The 13447-nt window shown below is 52.1% G+C and carries 16 protein-coding genes; 10 read left to right on the top strand and 6 right to left on the bottom strand.

Features of this window, described 5'->3' with window-relative positions; translation table 11 throughout:
* Positions 1-174 precede the first annotated feature (174 nt).
* Both purN and purM read right to left on the bottom strand, forming a co-directional pair.
* On the bottom strand, positions 175-813 hold the full coding sequence (purN, locus tag DUT67_RS15990; RefSeq protein ID WP_113632286.1) for a phosphoribosylglycinamide formyltransferase: 639 nt from the start codon (positions 811-813) through the stop codon (positions 175-177).
* Positions 813-1850, bottom strand: a complete 1038-nt coding sequence (gene purM, locus DUT67_RS15985) for a phosphoribosylformylglycinamidine cyclo-ligase (protein ID WP_048259222.1) — start codon at positions 1848-1850, stop codon at positions 813-815. Before purM ends, purN begins: the two co-directional genes overlap by 1 nt.
* A gap of 371 nt (positions 1851-2221) precedes the next feature.
* On the opposite strand from purM, the gene upp reads away from it, so the two are divergent.
* From upp to hda, 3 genes are all read left to right on the top strand, one after another.
* On the top strand, positions 2222-2848 hold the full coding sequence (gene upp / locus DUT67_RS15980; RefSeq protein ID WP_010307474.1) for a uracil phosphoribosyltransferase: 627 nt from the start codon (positions 2222-2224) through the stop codon (positions 2846-2848).
* A 205-nt stretch (positions 2849-3053) separates the two neighbouring features.
* The gene (gene uraA, locus DUT67_RS15975) at positions 3054-4343 is read left to right on the top strand and encodes a uracil permease (protein ID WP_113632287.1); all 1290 of its coding nucleotides are present in this window, start codon (positions 3054-3056) and stop codon (positions 4341-4343) included.
* Between the two features lie 99 nt (positions 4344-4442).
* Positions 4443-5150, top strand: a complete 708-nt coding sequence (gene hda, locus DUT67_RS15970) for a DnaA inactivator Hda (protein WP_039296286.1) — start codon at positions 4443-4445, stop codon at positions 5148-5150.
* Positions 5151-5201: 51 nt separating this feature from the next.
* Here the strand turns inward: hda and arsC are convergent, their stop codons facing one another.
* Entirely contained in the window at positions 5202-5579 is a 378-nt protein-coding gene (gene arsC / locus DUT67_RS15965; protein ID WP_113632288.1) for an arsenate reductase (glutaredoxin), read from the bottom strand.
* A gap of 14 nt (positions 5580-5593) precedes the next feature.
* Positions 5594-7057 carry a M48 family metallopeptidase gene (locus DUT67_RS15960; RefSeq protein WP_113632289.1) on the bottom strand — a complete coding sequence of 488 codons (1464 nt, stop codon included), beginning with the start codon at positions 7055-7057 and terminating at the stop codon, positions 5594-5596.
* 62 nt (positions 7058-7119) lie between these two features.
* Between DUT67_RS15960 and DUT67_RS15955 the strand changes: the two genes are divergently transcribed.
* A complete protein-coding gene (locus tag DUT67_RS15955; RefSeq protein WP_262983984.1) occupies positions 7120-7245 on the top strand; it encodes a hypothetical protein in 126 nt (41 codons plus the stop codon).
* On the opposite strand, the gene bcp is transcribed toward DUT67_RS15955, so the two are convergent.
* Together bcp and DUT67_RS15945 are read right to left on the bottom strand one after the other, a co-directional pair.
* Entirely contained in the window at positions 7227-7694 is a 468-nt protein-coding gene (gene bcp / locus DUT67_RS15950) for a thioredoxin-dependent thiol peroxidase (RefSeq protein ID WP_113632290.1), read from the bottom strand. The genes DUT67_RS15955 and bcp overlap by 19 nt on opposite strands.
* A gap of 52 nt (positions 7695-7746) precedes the next feature.
* Positions 7747-8298, bottom strand: coding sequence for a glycine cleavage system transcriptional repressor (locus DUT67_RS15945; protein WP_039301919.1), 552 nt, complete (start codon positions 8296-8298; stop codon positions 7747-7749).
* A gap of 229 nt (positions 8299-8527) precedes the next feature.
* On the opposite strand from DUT67_RS15945, the gene DUT67_RS15940 reads away from it, so the two are divergent.
* The 6 genes from DUT67_RS15940 (at position 8528) to DUT67_RS15915 (ending at position 13436) form a co-directional block, all read left to right on the top strand.
* Positions 8528-9340, top strand: coding sequence for an AraC family transcriptional regulator (locus DUT67_RS15940; protein ID WP_113632291.1), 813 nt, complete (start codon positions 8528-8530; stop codon positions 9338-9340).
* Positions 9341-9416: 76 nt separating this feature from the next.
* The gene (locus DUT67_RS15935; RefSeq protein ID WP_113632292.1) at positions 9417-9779 is read left to right on the top strand and encodes a cupin domain-containing protein; all 363 of its coding nucleotides are present in this window, start codon (positions 9417-9419) and stop codon (positions 9777-9779) included.
* Positions 9780-9993: 214 nt separating this feature from the next.
* A complete protein-coding gene (gene dapA, locus DUT67_RS15930) occupies positions 9994-10872 on the top strand; it encodes a 4-hydroxy-tetrahydrodipicolinate synthase (RefSeq protein ID WP_010301562.1) in 879 nt (292 codons plus the stop codon).
* Positions 10873-10888: 16 nt separating this feature from the next.
* Positions 10889-11926 carry an outer membrane protein assembly factor BamC gene (bamC, locus tag DUT67_RS15925; RefSeq protein WP_048259228.1) on the top strand — a complete coding sequence of 346 codons (1038 nt, stop codon included), beginning with the start codon at positions 10889-10891 and terminating at the stop codon, positions 11924-11926.
* Between the two features lie 143 nt (positions 11927-12069).
* Entirely contained in the window at positions 12070-12783 is a 714-nt protein-coding gene (gene purC, locus DUT67_RS15920) for a phosphoribosylaminoimidazolesuccinocarboxamide synthase (RefSeq protein WP_015839428.1), read from the top strand.
* Between the two features lie 200 nt (positions 12784-12983).
* Positions 12984-13436, top strand: coding sequence for a DUF441 domain-containing protein (locus tag DUT67_RS15915; protein ID WP_048259229.1), 453 nt, complete (start codon positions 12984-12986; stop codon positions 13434-13436).
* Positions 13437-13447 lie beyond the last annotated feature (11 nt).

Raw genomic sequence — 13447 nt, 5'->3', positions numbered from 1 at the left:
CGACGGAAGACTCGATCGGGTTTTAACGGTGACAGCATTTCTGCGTGCATACATGCAGGCTGCTGTTATCGAGCTGTGGATGCTGGTTTATCTATGGGGATTTTCTGGGTAAGAGTAAGACAGAAGTGGTAAGGCTCCGCAGGAGAGCCTTACAAATATGATGAACCGACAGTATTACTCGGCAGCATAGCCCTGTGGTGGGATACGCACGCTGTCCAGCCAGGCTTCATTATCACGCATCACCAGTCTGCCGTTCAGGAACCAGTTAATGACCATCGGATAAATCGTGTGCTCATGCGTCTTAACGCGTTCGCTTAGACTTTCTTCCGTATCGTCATTAAATACAGGCACCTTCGCTTGCAGAATCAACGGGCCGCCATCCAGCTCATCAGTGACAAAATGTACGGACGTGCCGTGCTCCCGATCGCTATTTTCCAGCGCCTTACGGTGCGTATGCAATCCAGGATATTTTGGCAGCAGAGACGGGTGAATATTCAGCATTTTTCCTGCAAATTGAGCGACGAACTCCGGACTGAGAATTCGCATATAGCCCGCTAGAACCACCAGCGCTGGTTCATATTGCTCAATTTCGTTTGCCAGTGCCGCATCAAATGCGGCGCGGTCAGCAAAGTCTTCAGGATTCAGGACGCAGGTAGGGATTGCGGCATCCTGTGCGCGTACTAATCCATAAGCCTCCGCATTATTACTGAATACGGCGACGATATTTCCTTTAAGGCGTCCGTTCTTACAGGCGTCAATCAACGCCTGTAAGTTGCTTCCATGACCTGAAACCAAGACAACGATGTTTTTCATCAGTTAATAACCACTGCGTCTCCGGCATCGGTTTGGGTAATGACGCCGATTTTCCATGCGTTTTCGCCGCTGCTGTTGAGTAATGCAACGGCCTCGTCTGCCTGTTCGGCTGGCAGTGCGATGATCATACCAACACCGCAGTTGAAAGTACGATACATTTCGTGGCGGCTAACATTACCGGCCTGTTGCAACCACTTGAAAACCGCAGGCCATTGCCAGCTGGATTCGTCGATAGTTGCCTGCATGCCTTCTGGCAGAACGCGTGGGATATTTTCCCAGAAGCCGCCGCCAGTCAGGTGAGAAATGGCGTGGACATCCACTTTCTCAATCAGGGACAGGATAGATTTCACGTAGATTTTAGTCGGTGCCAGCAGGTGGTCGGCCAGTGATTTACCTTCCAGCTCGAATTGCTCTGGATCGGTTTTGCTGACTTCAAGCACTTTACGTACCAGTGAATAGCCGTTTGAGTGCGGGCCGCTGGCGGCGAGGGCAACCAGAACATCACCGTGTTGAACTTTGCTGCCGTCGATGATTTCTGATTTTTCTACGACACCGACGCAGAAGCCAGCAACATCGTAGTCTTCGCCGTGATACATGCCCGGCATTTCGGCGGTTTCGCCACCGACCAGTGCACAGCCTGATTGCTTACAGCCTTCCGCGATACCGGTAATCACGCTGGCAGCGGTGTCGACATCCAGCTTGCCCGTTGCGTAATAGTCGAGGAAGAACAGCGGTTCGGCACCCTGAACGACCAGGTCGTTCACGCACATTGCAACCAGATCGATACCAATCGTATCGTGGCGCTTCAGGTCCATCGCCAGGCGCAGTTTGGTGCCGACTCCGTCAGTGCCGGAAACCAGAATCGGTTCGCGGTATTTTTGCGGTAAGGCGCACAAGGCACCGAAACCACCCAATCCACCCATAACTTCCGGGCGACGAGTCTGTTTCACTACACCTTTGATACGGTCTACCAATGCATTACCTGCATCGATATCCACACCTGCGTCTTTATAGCTGAGAGAGGTTTTGTCGGTCACTGCTGAGTCCCCACGAAGGTTACGGGTTGTATTCAAAAACAGACTTGTATTAAAAAACATGGCATTCAGAAAACACGGTATTTGGAAAACATACTGTGGTAAAAATAATGCGCGCTAATTCTAACAGTGTAGGCAATCGTTTGCGAGTGATGAGTCATCGGCTGGCTATTTTTCGTTAATGCCGACAATTTCTCTTCTCGGTTGATCTGGATCAGGCTTAATCGTATGGCGCTAAGTAAAAAAGGCGGTATAATCCCGCGATTTTTTTTACGACGGGCTCTCATGCCCGCCGCCCTGCGGGCCGCCGCAAGCGGTGTTTAAAAACGCATTTAGCGTTTTTTGTCCGTCCACTAGCCGATGGGGAGATAATGATGAAGATCGTCGAGGTGAAACACCCACTCGTCAAACATAAACTGGGTTTGATGCGTGAGAACGATATTAGCACTAAGCGTTTTCGTGAGCTGGCTTCCGAGGTAGGAAGTTTGTTGACTTACGAAGCGACGGCCGACCTGGCAACCGAAAAAGTCACCATTGATGGCTGGTGCGGTCCGGTTGAAGTCGATCAGATCAAAGGCAAGAAAATTACCGTCGTACCGATTCTGCGTGCAGGATTGGGGATGATGGACGGCGTGCTGGAAAATGTTCCTAGCGCGCGTATCAGCGTTGTCGGCATCTACCGTGATGAAGAAACGCTGGAGCCTGTTCCTTATTTCCAAAAGCTGGTTTCCAATATCGAAGAGCGCATGGCGCTGGTTGTTGACCCAATGCTGGCAACCGGTGGTTCAATGATCGCGACGATCGATCTGCTGAAGAAGGCAGGTTGTCACAGTATTAAGGTACTGGTGTTGGTCGCGGCGCCAGAAGGGATTGCCGCACTGGAGAAAGCTCACCCGGATGTCGAGCTGTACACGGCATCAATCGATAAAGGCCTTAACGAGCAGGGTTACATCATGCCGGGTCTGGGTGATGCGGGCGATAAAATATTTGGTACGAAATAACAGGTAAGCCGACTTGATAGTCGGCTTTTTTTTGGCGTAAACCTAAGTATTTCCTATGGTTCGCCACAGCCTGTATTACGTCACACGCGTTCTTTTATTACATCAGCAGTCAACATCATCCTGCTTCACTACGGTGGGGCGGGGTGAGTCTGGCTGTGATAACAAGTGCGGCTCTACCTGCACAACACTACAGAGGATATTGAAGATGACTCGTCGCGCCATCGGGGTGAGTGAACGACCCCCCTTGTTACAAACCATCCCGTTGAGTTTCCAGCATCTGTTCGCGATGTTTGGCGCTACCGTTCTGGTACCCATTCTGTTCAAGATCAACCCAGCAACCGTGCTGTTATTCAACGGTGTGGGTACGCTGCTTTATTTATTCATTTGTAAGGGAAAAATCCCGGCGTATTTGGGATCGAGCTTCGCATTTATTTCCCCAGTATTACTGCTACTGCCGTTGGGATATGAAGTTGCGCTGGGTGGCTTCATTATGTGCGGCGTGTTGTTCTGTCTGGTGGCGCTGATTGTTCAGAAAGCGGGTACTGGCTGGCTGAATGTACTGTTTCCGCCTGCGGCAATGGGAGCGATTGTCGCTGTCATCGGCCTTGAACTGGCGGGTGTGGCGGCAGGAATGGCTGGGTTGTTGCCTGCGGATGGTGCATCTGTGGATTCCACCGCGGTGACGATTTCACTGGCGACGCTGGCGATCACCATTCTGGGATCGGTGCTGTTTCGTGGCTTTCTGGCGATCATCCCGATTCTGATTGGGGTACTGGCTGGCTATGCGCTGTCATTTGCTCTGGGTGTCGTTGACTTGACCCCGATTCGTGAGGCGCACTGGTTCGCGATGCCGACATTCTATACGCCGCGTTTTGAGTGGTTTGCTATTCTGGCGATTCTGCCTGCGGCGTTAGTGGTGATTGCGGAACACGTTGGCCACTTGGTTGTGACGGCGAATATTGTGAAGAAAGATCTGATGCGCGATCCGGGGCTACATCGTTCCCTGTTCGCCAACGGGATTTCTACCGTGCTGTCTGGTTTCTTCGGTTCTACGCCGAACACCACCTACGGTGAAAACATTGGCGTGCTGGCAATTACCAAAGTTTATAGCACCTGGGTTATCGGCGGTGCGGCGATCCTCGCGATCCTGCTTTCCTGCGTGGGCAAACTGGCTGCGGCGATTCAGGCTGTACCGGTTCCTGTCATGGGCGGCGTGTCGCTACTGCTGTACGGCGTGATCGGTGCATCCGGTATTCGCGTGCTGATTGAATCTAAAGTGGATTACAACAAAGCGCAAAACCTGATCCTGACCTCCGTGATTCTGATCATCGGCGTCAGCGGCGCGAAAGTGCATCTTGGCTCGACCGAGCTGAAAGGCATGGCGCTGGCGACAGTTGTTGGTATCGGTATGAGTCTGGTATTTAAGGCCATCAGCCTGTTCCGTAAAGAGGAAGAGATCCTCGATGCGCCGGAAGAGAACGACGCACGTTCATAACCGCGTCATTCTCCTTGTTGAGGCCGTGCGTATCGCGGCCTCAACAGGGCCAGGTTTCTGTGGTAAACTCGATCCGTTTTCCTGCCCGTTTTGCTTGAGGTGATTCTGAACACGCCGGCACAGCTTTCATTGCCACTCTATTTACCCGATGACGAAACATTTGCCAGTTTCTATCCGGGTGAAAACGCGTCTCTTCTTGCCGCCGTCAATAATGCGTTGTATCAAGAGCATGGTAGCTACATCTATTTCTGGTCACGCGAAGGGGGCGGACGCAGCCATCTGCTGCATGCAGCCTGCGCTGAGCTGTCGCGTCAGGAACGCGCGGTGGGCTATGTGCCGTTAGATAAACGTGCCTACTTTGTGCCGGATGTGCTGGAAGGCATGGAACAGCTGGCACTGGTGTGTATCGACAACATCGAATCGATTGCAGGCGATGAAGCGTGGGAAATGGCGGTATTCAATCTGTATAACCGCATTCAGGAAACGGGACGAGCCCGGCTGTTAATTACCGGCGATCGTCCGCCGCGTCAGTTGAATTTACGTCTGCCCGACCTTGCTTCTCGTCTCGACTGGGGACAAATCTACAAGCTACAACCGTTGTCGGATGATGAAAAGGGTGAGGCGTTACAGCTTCGTGCCAGACTGCGTGGGTTCGAATTGCCGGAAGACGTGAGTCGTTTTCTGCTCAAGCGTTTGGATCGGGAAATGCGCACGTTATTTATGACGCTCGATCAGCTTGACCATGCATCCATCACTGCACAGCGCAAGCTGACCATTCCTTTTGTGAAAGAGATCCTCGGGCTGTAACTGAAGATTGCTGACGACTATCGTTTCAACGATCACTCACAACTACCTACATTACAACGACAGAATCTCCAGCACCTGTTCTGGCGGGCGGCCAATGCGTGCCTGACCCTGCGCCACGACGATAGGACGCTCGATAAGTTTCGGATTATCGACCATCGCCTGAATAAGCTGCGTTTCTGTCAGCGCGGCGTCGGACAATCCCAACTGCTGATAAATCTCTTCTTTGGTTCTCATCAACTCGCGTGCACTGTTAAAGCCTAACTGCTGGATAAGCTGAGCCAGCGTCGCGGCATCGGGCGGCGTGTCGAGATAGAGCACGACGTCAGGGGCAATATTGTGCTCTTGCAGCAGCGCCAACGTTTCACGGCTCTTGGAGCAGCGCGGGTTGTGGTAAATCGTCACGGATGGTTTGGTTGAAGATGCTGTCATCGTCATGCTCCTTGTCAGGATTTTTGGTACTGGCGGAAACGCTGCTGTAACTGACGGAGTTGGTCGATGCGGGCGTCGTAGCGCGCCTGCTCCAGACTCCCCAATTTGACCAGTGAACTCGCGTTGCTCAGTAACCGAATAGATTGATCGAGCTGACCGTTAAGCGCCAGGCTCTCTGCGCGTGCAGCCAGCTCTTCTGCGCGCTGTCCTTGGGCTGCTGCGGTTTGCGCCAGCAGATCCCAGCCGTTCGGATCGTCAGGGTGCGCATAGGTGTAGCGATACAATATTTTGCCGGCAGCAGCAGGCTGTTTCCCTTCAACATAGGCATTGGCCAGATTAAGCTGAAGTACTGGGTTAGCCTGCATTCCGGGCACGCTTTGTAAACGGGCGATAGCCTGCGCCGCGCGATTTTGTCCCAGATCGATGTCGGTCATCATGTCCAGAAACCACGGATTGTCAGGCGCGCTGCTTAGCAGCGGTTGTAACACGTTACGTGCTTCATCGTACTTCTTCGCCTGATAAAGCTGAATCGCGCGGCCATACTTCGCGGCCAGCTGTTCTCGTACGTTACCCTTTTCCCATTGCACCAGCAGATCGTCGTTCAGCGGGCGATCCGGTGAGCCATACATGCCAAAGGTGCGTATCTTGGCGAACAAGAAATCTTGAGAAGACTGCACCGGCGTTGAGCGCATCTGGTTGGCGCGGTTGCGTGCATCAGACAGGCGACTTTCTGGCAATGGGTGAGTCAGCAACATTTCCGGTGGTTTTGAAGCATAGCGCGATTGATCAGCCAGCTTTTGCAGGAAATTCGGCATAGCTTGCGGATCAAAGCCCGCGCGCTGCAGCACTTGAATCCCGATGCGGTCTGCTTCTTGTTCATTCAGCTGTGTGAAGGTAATCATTCCCTGCTGTGCGCCCGCTAGCGTACCGCTGAGCGCTGCCATCCCCAACTGTGGGTTGGCCATTGCCAACAAGATGGAGCCGAGTGCACCGACCCAGGTGAGTGGGGCGCTGCGCTGCTGAGATTCCATGCTGCGCGCTAAATGTCGTTGGGTAACGTGGGAGATTTCATGCGCCAGCACGGAGGCCAACTCGCTTTCGCTATCGGCATAACGGAACAGGGCGGAATGCAGTACTACGTTGCCACCGAAGAAGGCGAAGGCGTTGATGTCGTCATTACGGATCAGATAAAAATGGAACGGCGTGCGCACGGAATCGGCCTGTTTGACCAATCTATTGCCGAGCTGATTAATGTAATTGGACAGCAGTGGATCGTTGATAAGCGGCGCGCCCGCTCGTAGCTGACGGACGTAAAAGTCGCCCATCGCCAGCTCCTGATTGATACTGAGCGTACCGCCTGCGGTGGTGCCGATATCCGGCAGTCGATCCTGCGTGTCGGCCTGAGCAGGAAGCAGGTTGCCAGCCAGTAGCGCCCCAAACAGGACGGACATGACCGTTTTTCTTAACCGAATAGACATAACGGAAGATAACCTTATCAACAGCTAACGTGAAAGCATTCTGCCGACTATCTTAGCCAGCGATGGCAGACAAAGAAATGCCCGAACGGGAAAAACGTGGTGAAGAGAGAAAAAGGCAGGAAAAACCGGCACCGATTACGGTGCCGGTGGACGATCTGAAAACCGCGAATCAGGCGCTTTTCAGATAATCGAGAACGATGTCGTGGTGGTTGCTGGTTTTGAAGTCGTCAAAAACCTTCTCTACCTTGCCGTCTTCATCGATCAGGAAACTGATGCGATGAATACCGTCATAGGTTTTCCCCATGAACGTTTTCTCTCCCCAAACGCCAAATCCTTCTGAAACCTGATGATCCTCATCAGAAAGCAGCGTGAAATTTAAGACCTCTTTCTCGACAAAGCGAGACAGTTTTTCTGATTTGTCTGTGCTAATACCGAGAACTTCAACACCACGTTTTTTCAAATCATCCATGTTATCGCGCAGGCCACAAGCCTGAACGGTGCATCCTGGCGTCATCGCTTTAGGGTAGAAATACACCAACACTTTCTGTCCCTGGAAGTCGGTTAAATTTACTTGTTCGCCATCTTGGTCGGGCAAGCTAAATTTCGGTGCAATATCACCGGCTTTCAGTGTGTTCATCACGACTCTCCGTCTTGTTTCTCTTCATGCTGTGGATATACCCATAAATAGACTATTGGGCATAGTTAACGACGCTAATACTGCCTTGTGCGTGCAGTTCTGTACATAGCTGATGAAAGGCTGGCTCAATAATTGAGCTATCAAGCGTAGCAGAACTGTGTGCGGCAATCTGAATATACAGCTGCGGCGGTTTGCCACCCTCTGCGGGCTGCGTTTTGGAAACCAGCTCGGCAATGTTTAACTGGTGAGAATCGAACAAATCGGTAAAGCGCTCAATGATGTGAGGGGAGTCGGCAACGTCAACCTTCACCCAAACGGTAGAAGGGGTTGGCTGACTGGCCTGTGACTCCGTCCGTTTCATCACGATCAGCAAATCCATCTCTGCGCCTTTCAGCGGCAGGGTAGATTCAATCAGCGTTATCGCGTTCCAACTGCCGGACAGCAGCATAATAAACGTGAATTCTTTGCCCAGCATGGCAAGACGGCTATCTTCGATATTGCAGCCACAGCTACTGACGTGCCGGGTAATCGCATTGACAATACCGGAGCGATCAACCCCCAGCGCGGTAATAACCAGATAGTGTTCTTGTGAGCTTGGCAACATCATGCTTCCTGTCTTTTTTCCCATTAATACATGGTAAACATAAAAAATTGCCTGGAGCAATTTTTAACGCCGTTTACGGCGGCACAAAGGGCGGCGGGCAGGGATAGTCCGCCGTAAAAAACTGGAGCAATTTTTAACGCCGTTTGAGATTGCCCAGACAATATTTCGTGATTACGGGCATTCCGCGTTAAGGTGAGTTCTGGTCACCAGAGATAAAGCGCTTTTAACCATGCGACGCCATCACGTTAATAACGACTGGGTAAAACAGGCTCAGCATCCTGCTTCGTTCGAGCGAATTGAGGCTTTCTTCCGTGGGCATGGCTACGAACCCCATCGGCATGACACCTATGCGATTGGGCGGACGCTATCCGGCGTGCAGCGTTTTCACTATCGCGGCAGCCTGTGCAATAGCGTGCCGGGGGGGACGTTGGTGCTTCATCCGGATGAGATCCATGATGGTGAGGCGGGTTCTGTCGACGGTTTTCAGTATCGTATGATTTACCTTGAACCTGCATTGATCCAAAAAATCCTCGGCGGTAAACCCCTACCTTTCATTAACGGCGGCATATCCAACGATCCACGCCTGTTTGCTGCAACGGAACCGTTGCTCAGAGCGATGGAAGACGCTTTCGATGAACTGGAGGAAGATGATGCGCTCTACGATCTGGCGCAGGCGCTGTCTGCCGTTGGTGGGCAACGATATCAGCGGCGTTTATTCGACTATCATGCTGCCGAACGGGCGCGTGAATATATTCATGACGCCTTTGATAAGGCGATTACGCTTGATGAGCTGGCGCAGGTTAGCGGTCGGGATCGCTGGAGTCTGACGCGCGATTTCCGCGCACTCTTTGGCACGACGCCCTATCGCTATGTCACCATGCGTCGCCTCGAACACTGTCGGCGACGCATGTTGGCGGGTGACAACCTCGCCGATATTGCCGCTCTTGCAGGCTTCGCTGACCAAAGCCACATGACGCGCCATTTCGTTAAAGCGTTTGGCATTTCCCCCGGTCATTGGCAGCGTATGTTCACTACGTTTTAGCCTGCTTGCACAATCGTTCAATACAGTCGCTACTCTGCTTCGCTAACCTGAAGGCGTCATCATAAGGAGAGACAGTATGTATAAATCGATTAATTTTGCCCAAAAGTTAGCGTTATTTGACGATTGCTGGCAGCCGAAAGTGATTGCTGAGATGAATGACTATCAATTCAAGATCGTTAAGATTCAGGGTGATTTCATCTGGCATTCCCATCCCGATACGGACGAAACGTTTATTGTGCTGGAAGGTCAATTGAGAATTGATTTTCGTGACGGCGATGTGCGTATCAATGCAGGGGAAATGTATGTCGTCCCGCGCGGCGTTGAGCATAAGCCTTATGCAGAACACGAAGTGAAACTGTTGCTCATTGAACCGAAAGGCGTGTTGAATACGGGTCATGAAGGTGGCGAACGGACGGCTGAAAATGATATTTGGATTTGATCAGTTGGGAAAAAAATGCCGTAAAACGTCTTACGAGTGATATCTCCGTCGCAGTGAACGGACTGCTTTTGTGCCAAAACATCAGAAGCATTTTTAATTTCGTTTGCTGCGTCATAAAAAAACCTGCGTCAGACGCCTACAACGCCCTTGTCCGCTTGCTTTTGCATAGAGGTCAAAAGTACCATGAAGCACTTGTTTGTGGAGGGGATGGCCAATGTTTACGGGAAGTATTGTTGCGCTAGTTACGCCGATGGACGCCAAAGGCGCCGTCGATCGGGCGAGCTTGAAAAAACTGATTGATTATCATGTCGCTAGCGGTACATCGGCGATTGTCTCTGTCGGCACAACGGGCGAATCTGCCACGCTGAGCCATGACGAACATGGCGATGTCGTGCTGCTGACACTGGAACTGAGCGACGGACGTATTCCTGTTATCGCGGGAACGGGTGCTAATGCCACCGCTGAAGGCGTTTCTCTGACCAAACGGTTTCATGGCACGGGCGTTGTTGGCTGCCTGACGGTCACACCGTACTACAATAAACCGACGCAGGAAGGTCTATACCAGCACTTCAAAGCGATCGCCGAGCATACCGATCTGCCGCAAATCCTGTATAACGTACCTTCCCGCACTGGCTGCGACATGCTGCCAGAAACCGTTGCCCGTTTGTCTGAAGTGAAAAATATTGTCGCAATTAAAGAAGCGACGGGGAACTTAAGTCGGGTAAGCCAGATCCAAGAGCTGGTTAGTGAAGACTTCATTTTGCTGAGCGGCGATGACGCCAGCGGTCTGGACTTTATGCAACTCGGCGGTAAAGGTGTGATTTCCGTGACAGCGAATATCGCTGCGCGTGAAATGGCAGAACTTTGCAAGCTGGCGGCGCAGGGCAATTTTGTCGAAGCGCGCCGTTTAAATCAGCGCCTGATGCCACTGCATCAGAAATTATTTGTTGAACCCAATCCTATCCCAGTGAAATGGGCTTGTAAGGAATTGGGACTCATGGCGACCGATACGCTGCGCCTGCCGATGACACCGCTGACCGATTCCGGTCGTACGGTGATGGGGCAAGCACTTAAGCAAGCGGGTCTGCTGTAATCGTTAGGGAGATTTAATGAGTTATTCATTACAAAAGTCGATGGTGGCGAAAGTCGTTGGCTTATCACTCGTGATGTTGCTTGCGGCTTGTTCCAGCGATCAACGCTATAAGCGTCAGGTCAGTGGCGATGAATCCTATCTGAAGGCACCGGCGCAGCACGCGCTGAATACGCCTGCCGGGATGATTTTACCGGTGCAGAACGGGGATTTTGATATACCGCCAGTTACCCTGAATGGCGCGGTCGGCAAAGAGCTGGATATTCGTCCTCCAGTACAGCCATTGGCTTTGTTGAATGGTTCCCGTACCCAGACCTCAGGAGATACGGCAACGCTGTTGTTAGAAAACAGCGCGCAAAACAGCCAGATCTGGTCTCAGGTTATCCGCGTGCTGCAAGACAAAGCGTTTACTATTGCCAACCGTCAGGATGCCAGCCAAACGCTGACGACCGACTGGATCTCATGGCCGCGTGAAGATGAAAACGTTCCGTATCAGGGGCGTTATCAGATTTCCGTACAGCAGCAGGGTTATCAGGTTGCTCTAATCGTGAAACTGCTGGGCTTACAACTGAACGGTCAGCCGGTGACGACGAGCGATCAGACGCAGCGCTACGCTGGCCTGATGCTGAATGTCCTCAGCAATGGTCTGGACTCTCAGGCAACGGCACGCGAAAATGCGCTGGCAAACCGCACCGTTGGTTCGTTGGATGTGCAGAGCGGCGCGGATGACACTGGCCTGCCGCTGCTGATTGTGCGCGGTCCGTACACCGTTGTGTGGGAGCGTCTGCCTGTCGCATTGGACAAGATCGGCATGAAGGTTAACGATCGCAGCCGTCCGCAGGGTTCTGTTTCCGTGACGTATCGAGCACCAAGCGGCGGAACCTGGGATGACCTGGGCGCGAAAAACCCTGAACTGCCTAACGGCGATTACAAATTGCAGGTCGGTGATTTAGATAACCGCAGCAGTCTGCAATTTATCGATTCCAAAGGACATACGCTAACCCAGTCGCAGAACGATGCACTGGTGGCCGTATTCCAGGCGGCGTTCAGTAAATAACGCATAAACCAAGGGTCGGATTATCCGGCCCTTCTTCATTCAACAATCTCTACCCTAATTGACGGGCGCTATCGGCAACCGTTCGGGGAAGCGTTAAATATCGGGTCGTATTTTTTGACCCTCACTGTGTGGAGTAATTAAAGATGCAAAAGCTAGCTGAGCTGTATCGTGGAAAGGCGAAAACCGTCTACACCACCGAAGATCCCGATCTACTGGTGCTGGAATTTCGCAATGATACATCAGCAGGAGACGGTGCGCGCATTGAGCAGTTTGATCGTAAAGGAATGGTGAATAACAAGTTCAACCATTTCATCATGAGCAAACTGGAAGAAGCCGGAATCCCAACCCAAATGGTGAGCCTGCTGTCTGACAATGAAGTGCTGGTGAAGAAACTGGAGATGGTGCCGGTCGAGTGTGTCGTGCGCAACCGCGCGGCGGGATCGCTGGTAAAACGTCTGGGTATCGAAGAAGGCATCGAGCTGAATCCGCCGTTGTTCGATCTGTTCCTGAAAAACGATGCCATGCATGACCCGATGGTGAACGAATCTTACTGTAAGACGTTCGGCTGGGTGAACGAAGAGAATCTGGCTCGCATGAAGGAACTGAGCTACAAAGCGAACGATGTGCTGAGCAAACTGTTTGGCGACGCTGGGCTGATTCTGGTCGACTTCAAGCTGGAGTTTGGTTTGTTCAAAGGCGAAGTGGTGCTGGGTGATGAGTTCTCACCAGACGGTAGCCGCCTGTGGGACAAAGAAACGCTGAACAAAATGGATAAAGACCGTTTCCGTCAGAGCCTTGGTGGTTTGATTGAAGCGTATGAAGAAGTTGCGCACCGTATCGGCGTAAAATTAGACTAACTGCGCAATCGTTTACGTTCAGGTCGCTAATCGGCAATATACTGGCGACCTGAATGTTTTACCTATTTCCCTCTCGAAAAACCGCCTTTCTCTTCTCGTCTTTGTCCGAATGATTTGCTGACCTGTCCCTCACTCCGATTAGTGCTATTATCGCGGTTTGCTTAACGCGCAACCTGACTACTTTCGACAGACTCTCATCCATGGCTTACTTCGATCCAACGTTGTTAATTCTGCTCGTCCTGGCGGGGCTGGGTATCATCAGCCACAACATGACCGTCACGCTGGCGATTCTGGTGCTGCTGGCGATACGCATCACGCCGTTGAACAGCTATTTCCCGTGGGTAGAAAAATACGGTCTGAGCATCGGTATCGTTGTTCTGACTATTGGTGTGATGGCACCGATTGCCAGCGGAAAAATTACCGCCAGTGAAGTGATGCATTCCTTCCTGCATTGGAAATCTCTGCTGGCGATTCTGATTGGTGTCGCCGTGTCCTGGCTTGGCGGACGCGGTGTGTCGCTGATGAGCAATCAACCCTCGGTTGTGGCGGGGCTGCTGGTGGGAACTGTCATGGGCGTGGCGCTGTTTCGCGGTGTGCCCGTCGGGCCACTGATAGCCGCAGGGCTACTTTCTCTGCTGATCGGCAAGACCTGACCGATCTGGCG

The sequence above is a fragment of the Pectobacterium peruviense genome (assembly GCF_003312355.2).
Classification (GTDB): domain Bacteria; phylum Pseudomonadota; class Gammaproteobacteria; order Enterobacterales; family Enterobacteriaceae; genus Pectobacterium; species Pectobacterium peruviense.
The sequence above is the reverse complement of the archived record's forward strand: the minus strand, read 5'-3'. Positions and strand labels throughout refer to the sequence as shown.

Coding starts and splice junctions, on each gene's coding strand:
- upp (WP_010307474.1), top strand. CDS start 2,222: ATGAAGATCGTCGAGGTGAAACACCCACTCGTCAAACATAAACTGGGT.
- purN (WP_113632286.1), bottom strand. CDS start 813: ATGAAAAACATCGTTGTCTTGGTTTCAGGTCATGGAAGCAACTTACAG.
- uraA (WP_113632287.1), top strand. CDS start 3,054: ATGACTCGTCGCGCCATCGGGGTGAGTGAACGACCCCCCTTGTTACAA.
- DUT67_RS15940 (WP_113632291.1), top strand. CDS start 8,528: ATGCGACGCCATCACGTTAATAACGACTGGGTAAAACAGGCTCAGCAT.
- DUT67_RS15935 (WP_113632292.1), top strand. CDS start 9,417: ATGTATAAATCGATTAATTTTGCCCAAAAGTTAGCGTTATTTGACGAT.
- bcp (WP_113632290.1), bottom strand. CDS start 7,694: ATGAACACACTGAAAGCCGGTGATATTGCACCGAAATTTAGCTTGCCC.
- purC (WP_015839428.1), top strand. CDS start 12,070: ATGCAAAAGCTAGCTGAGCTGTATCGTGGAAAGGCGAAAACCGTCTAC.
- DUT67_RS15945 (WP_039301919.1), bottom strand. CDS start 8,298: ATGTTGCCAAGCTCACAAGAACACTATCTGGTTATTACCGCGCTGGGG.
- DUT67_RS15960 (WP_113632289.1), bottom strand. CDS start 7,057: ATGTCTATTCGGTTAAGAAAAACGGTCATGTCCGTCCTGTTTGGGGCG.
- dapA (WP_010301562.1), top strand. CDS start 9,994: ATGTTTACGGGAAGTATTGTTGCGCTAGTTACGCCGATGGACGCCAAA.
- DUT67_RS15915 (WP_048259229.1), top strand. CDS start 12,984: ATGGCTTACTTCGATCCAACGTTGTTAATTCTGCTCGTCCTGGCGGGG.
- DUT67_RS15955 (WP_262983984.1), top strand. CDS start 7,120: ATGGCAGACAAAGAAATGCCCGAACGGGAAAAACGTGGTGAAGAGAGA.
- arsC (WP_113632288.1), bottom strand. CDS start 5,579: ATGACAGCATCTTCAACCAAACCATCCGTGACGATTTACCACAACCCG.
- bamC (WP_048259228.1), top strand. CDS start 10,889: ATGAGTTATTCATTACAAAAGTCGATGGTGGCGAAAGTCGTTGGCTTA.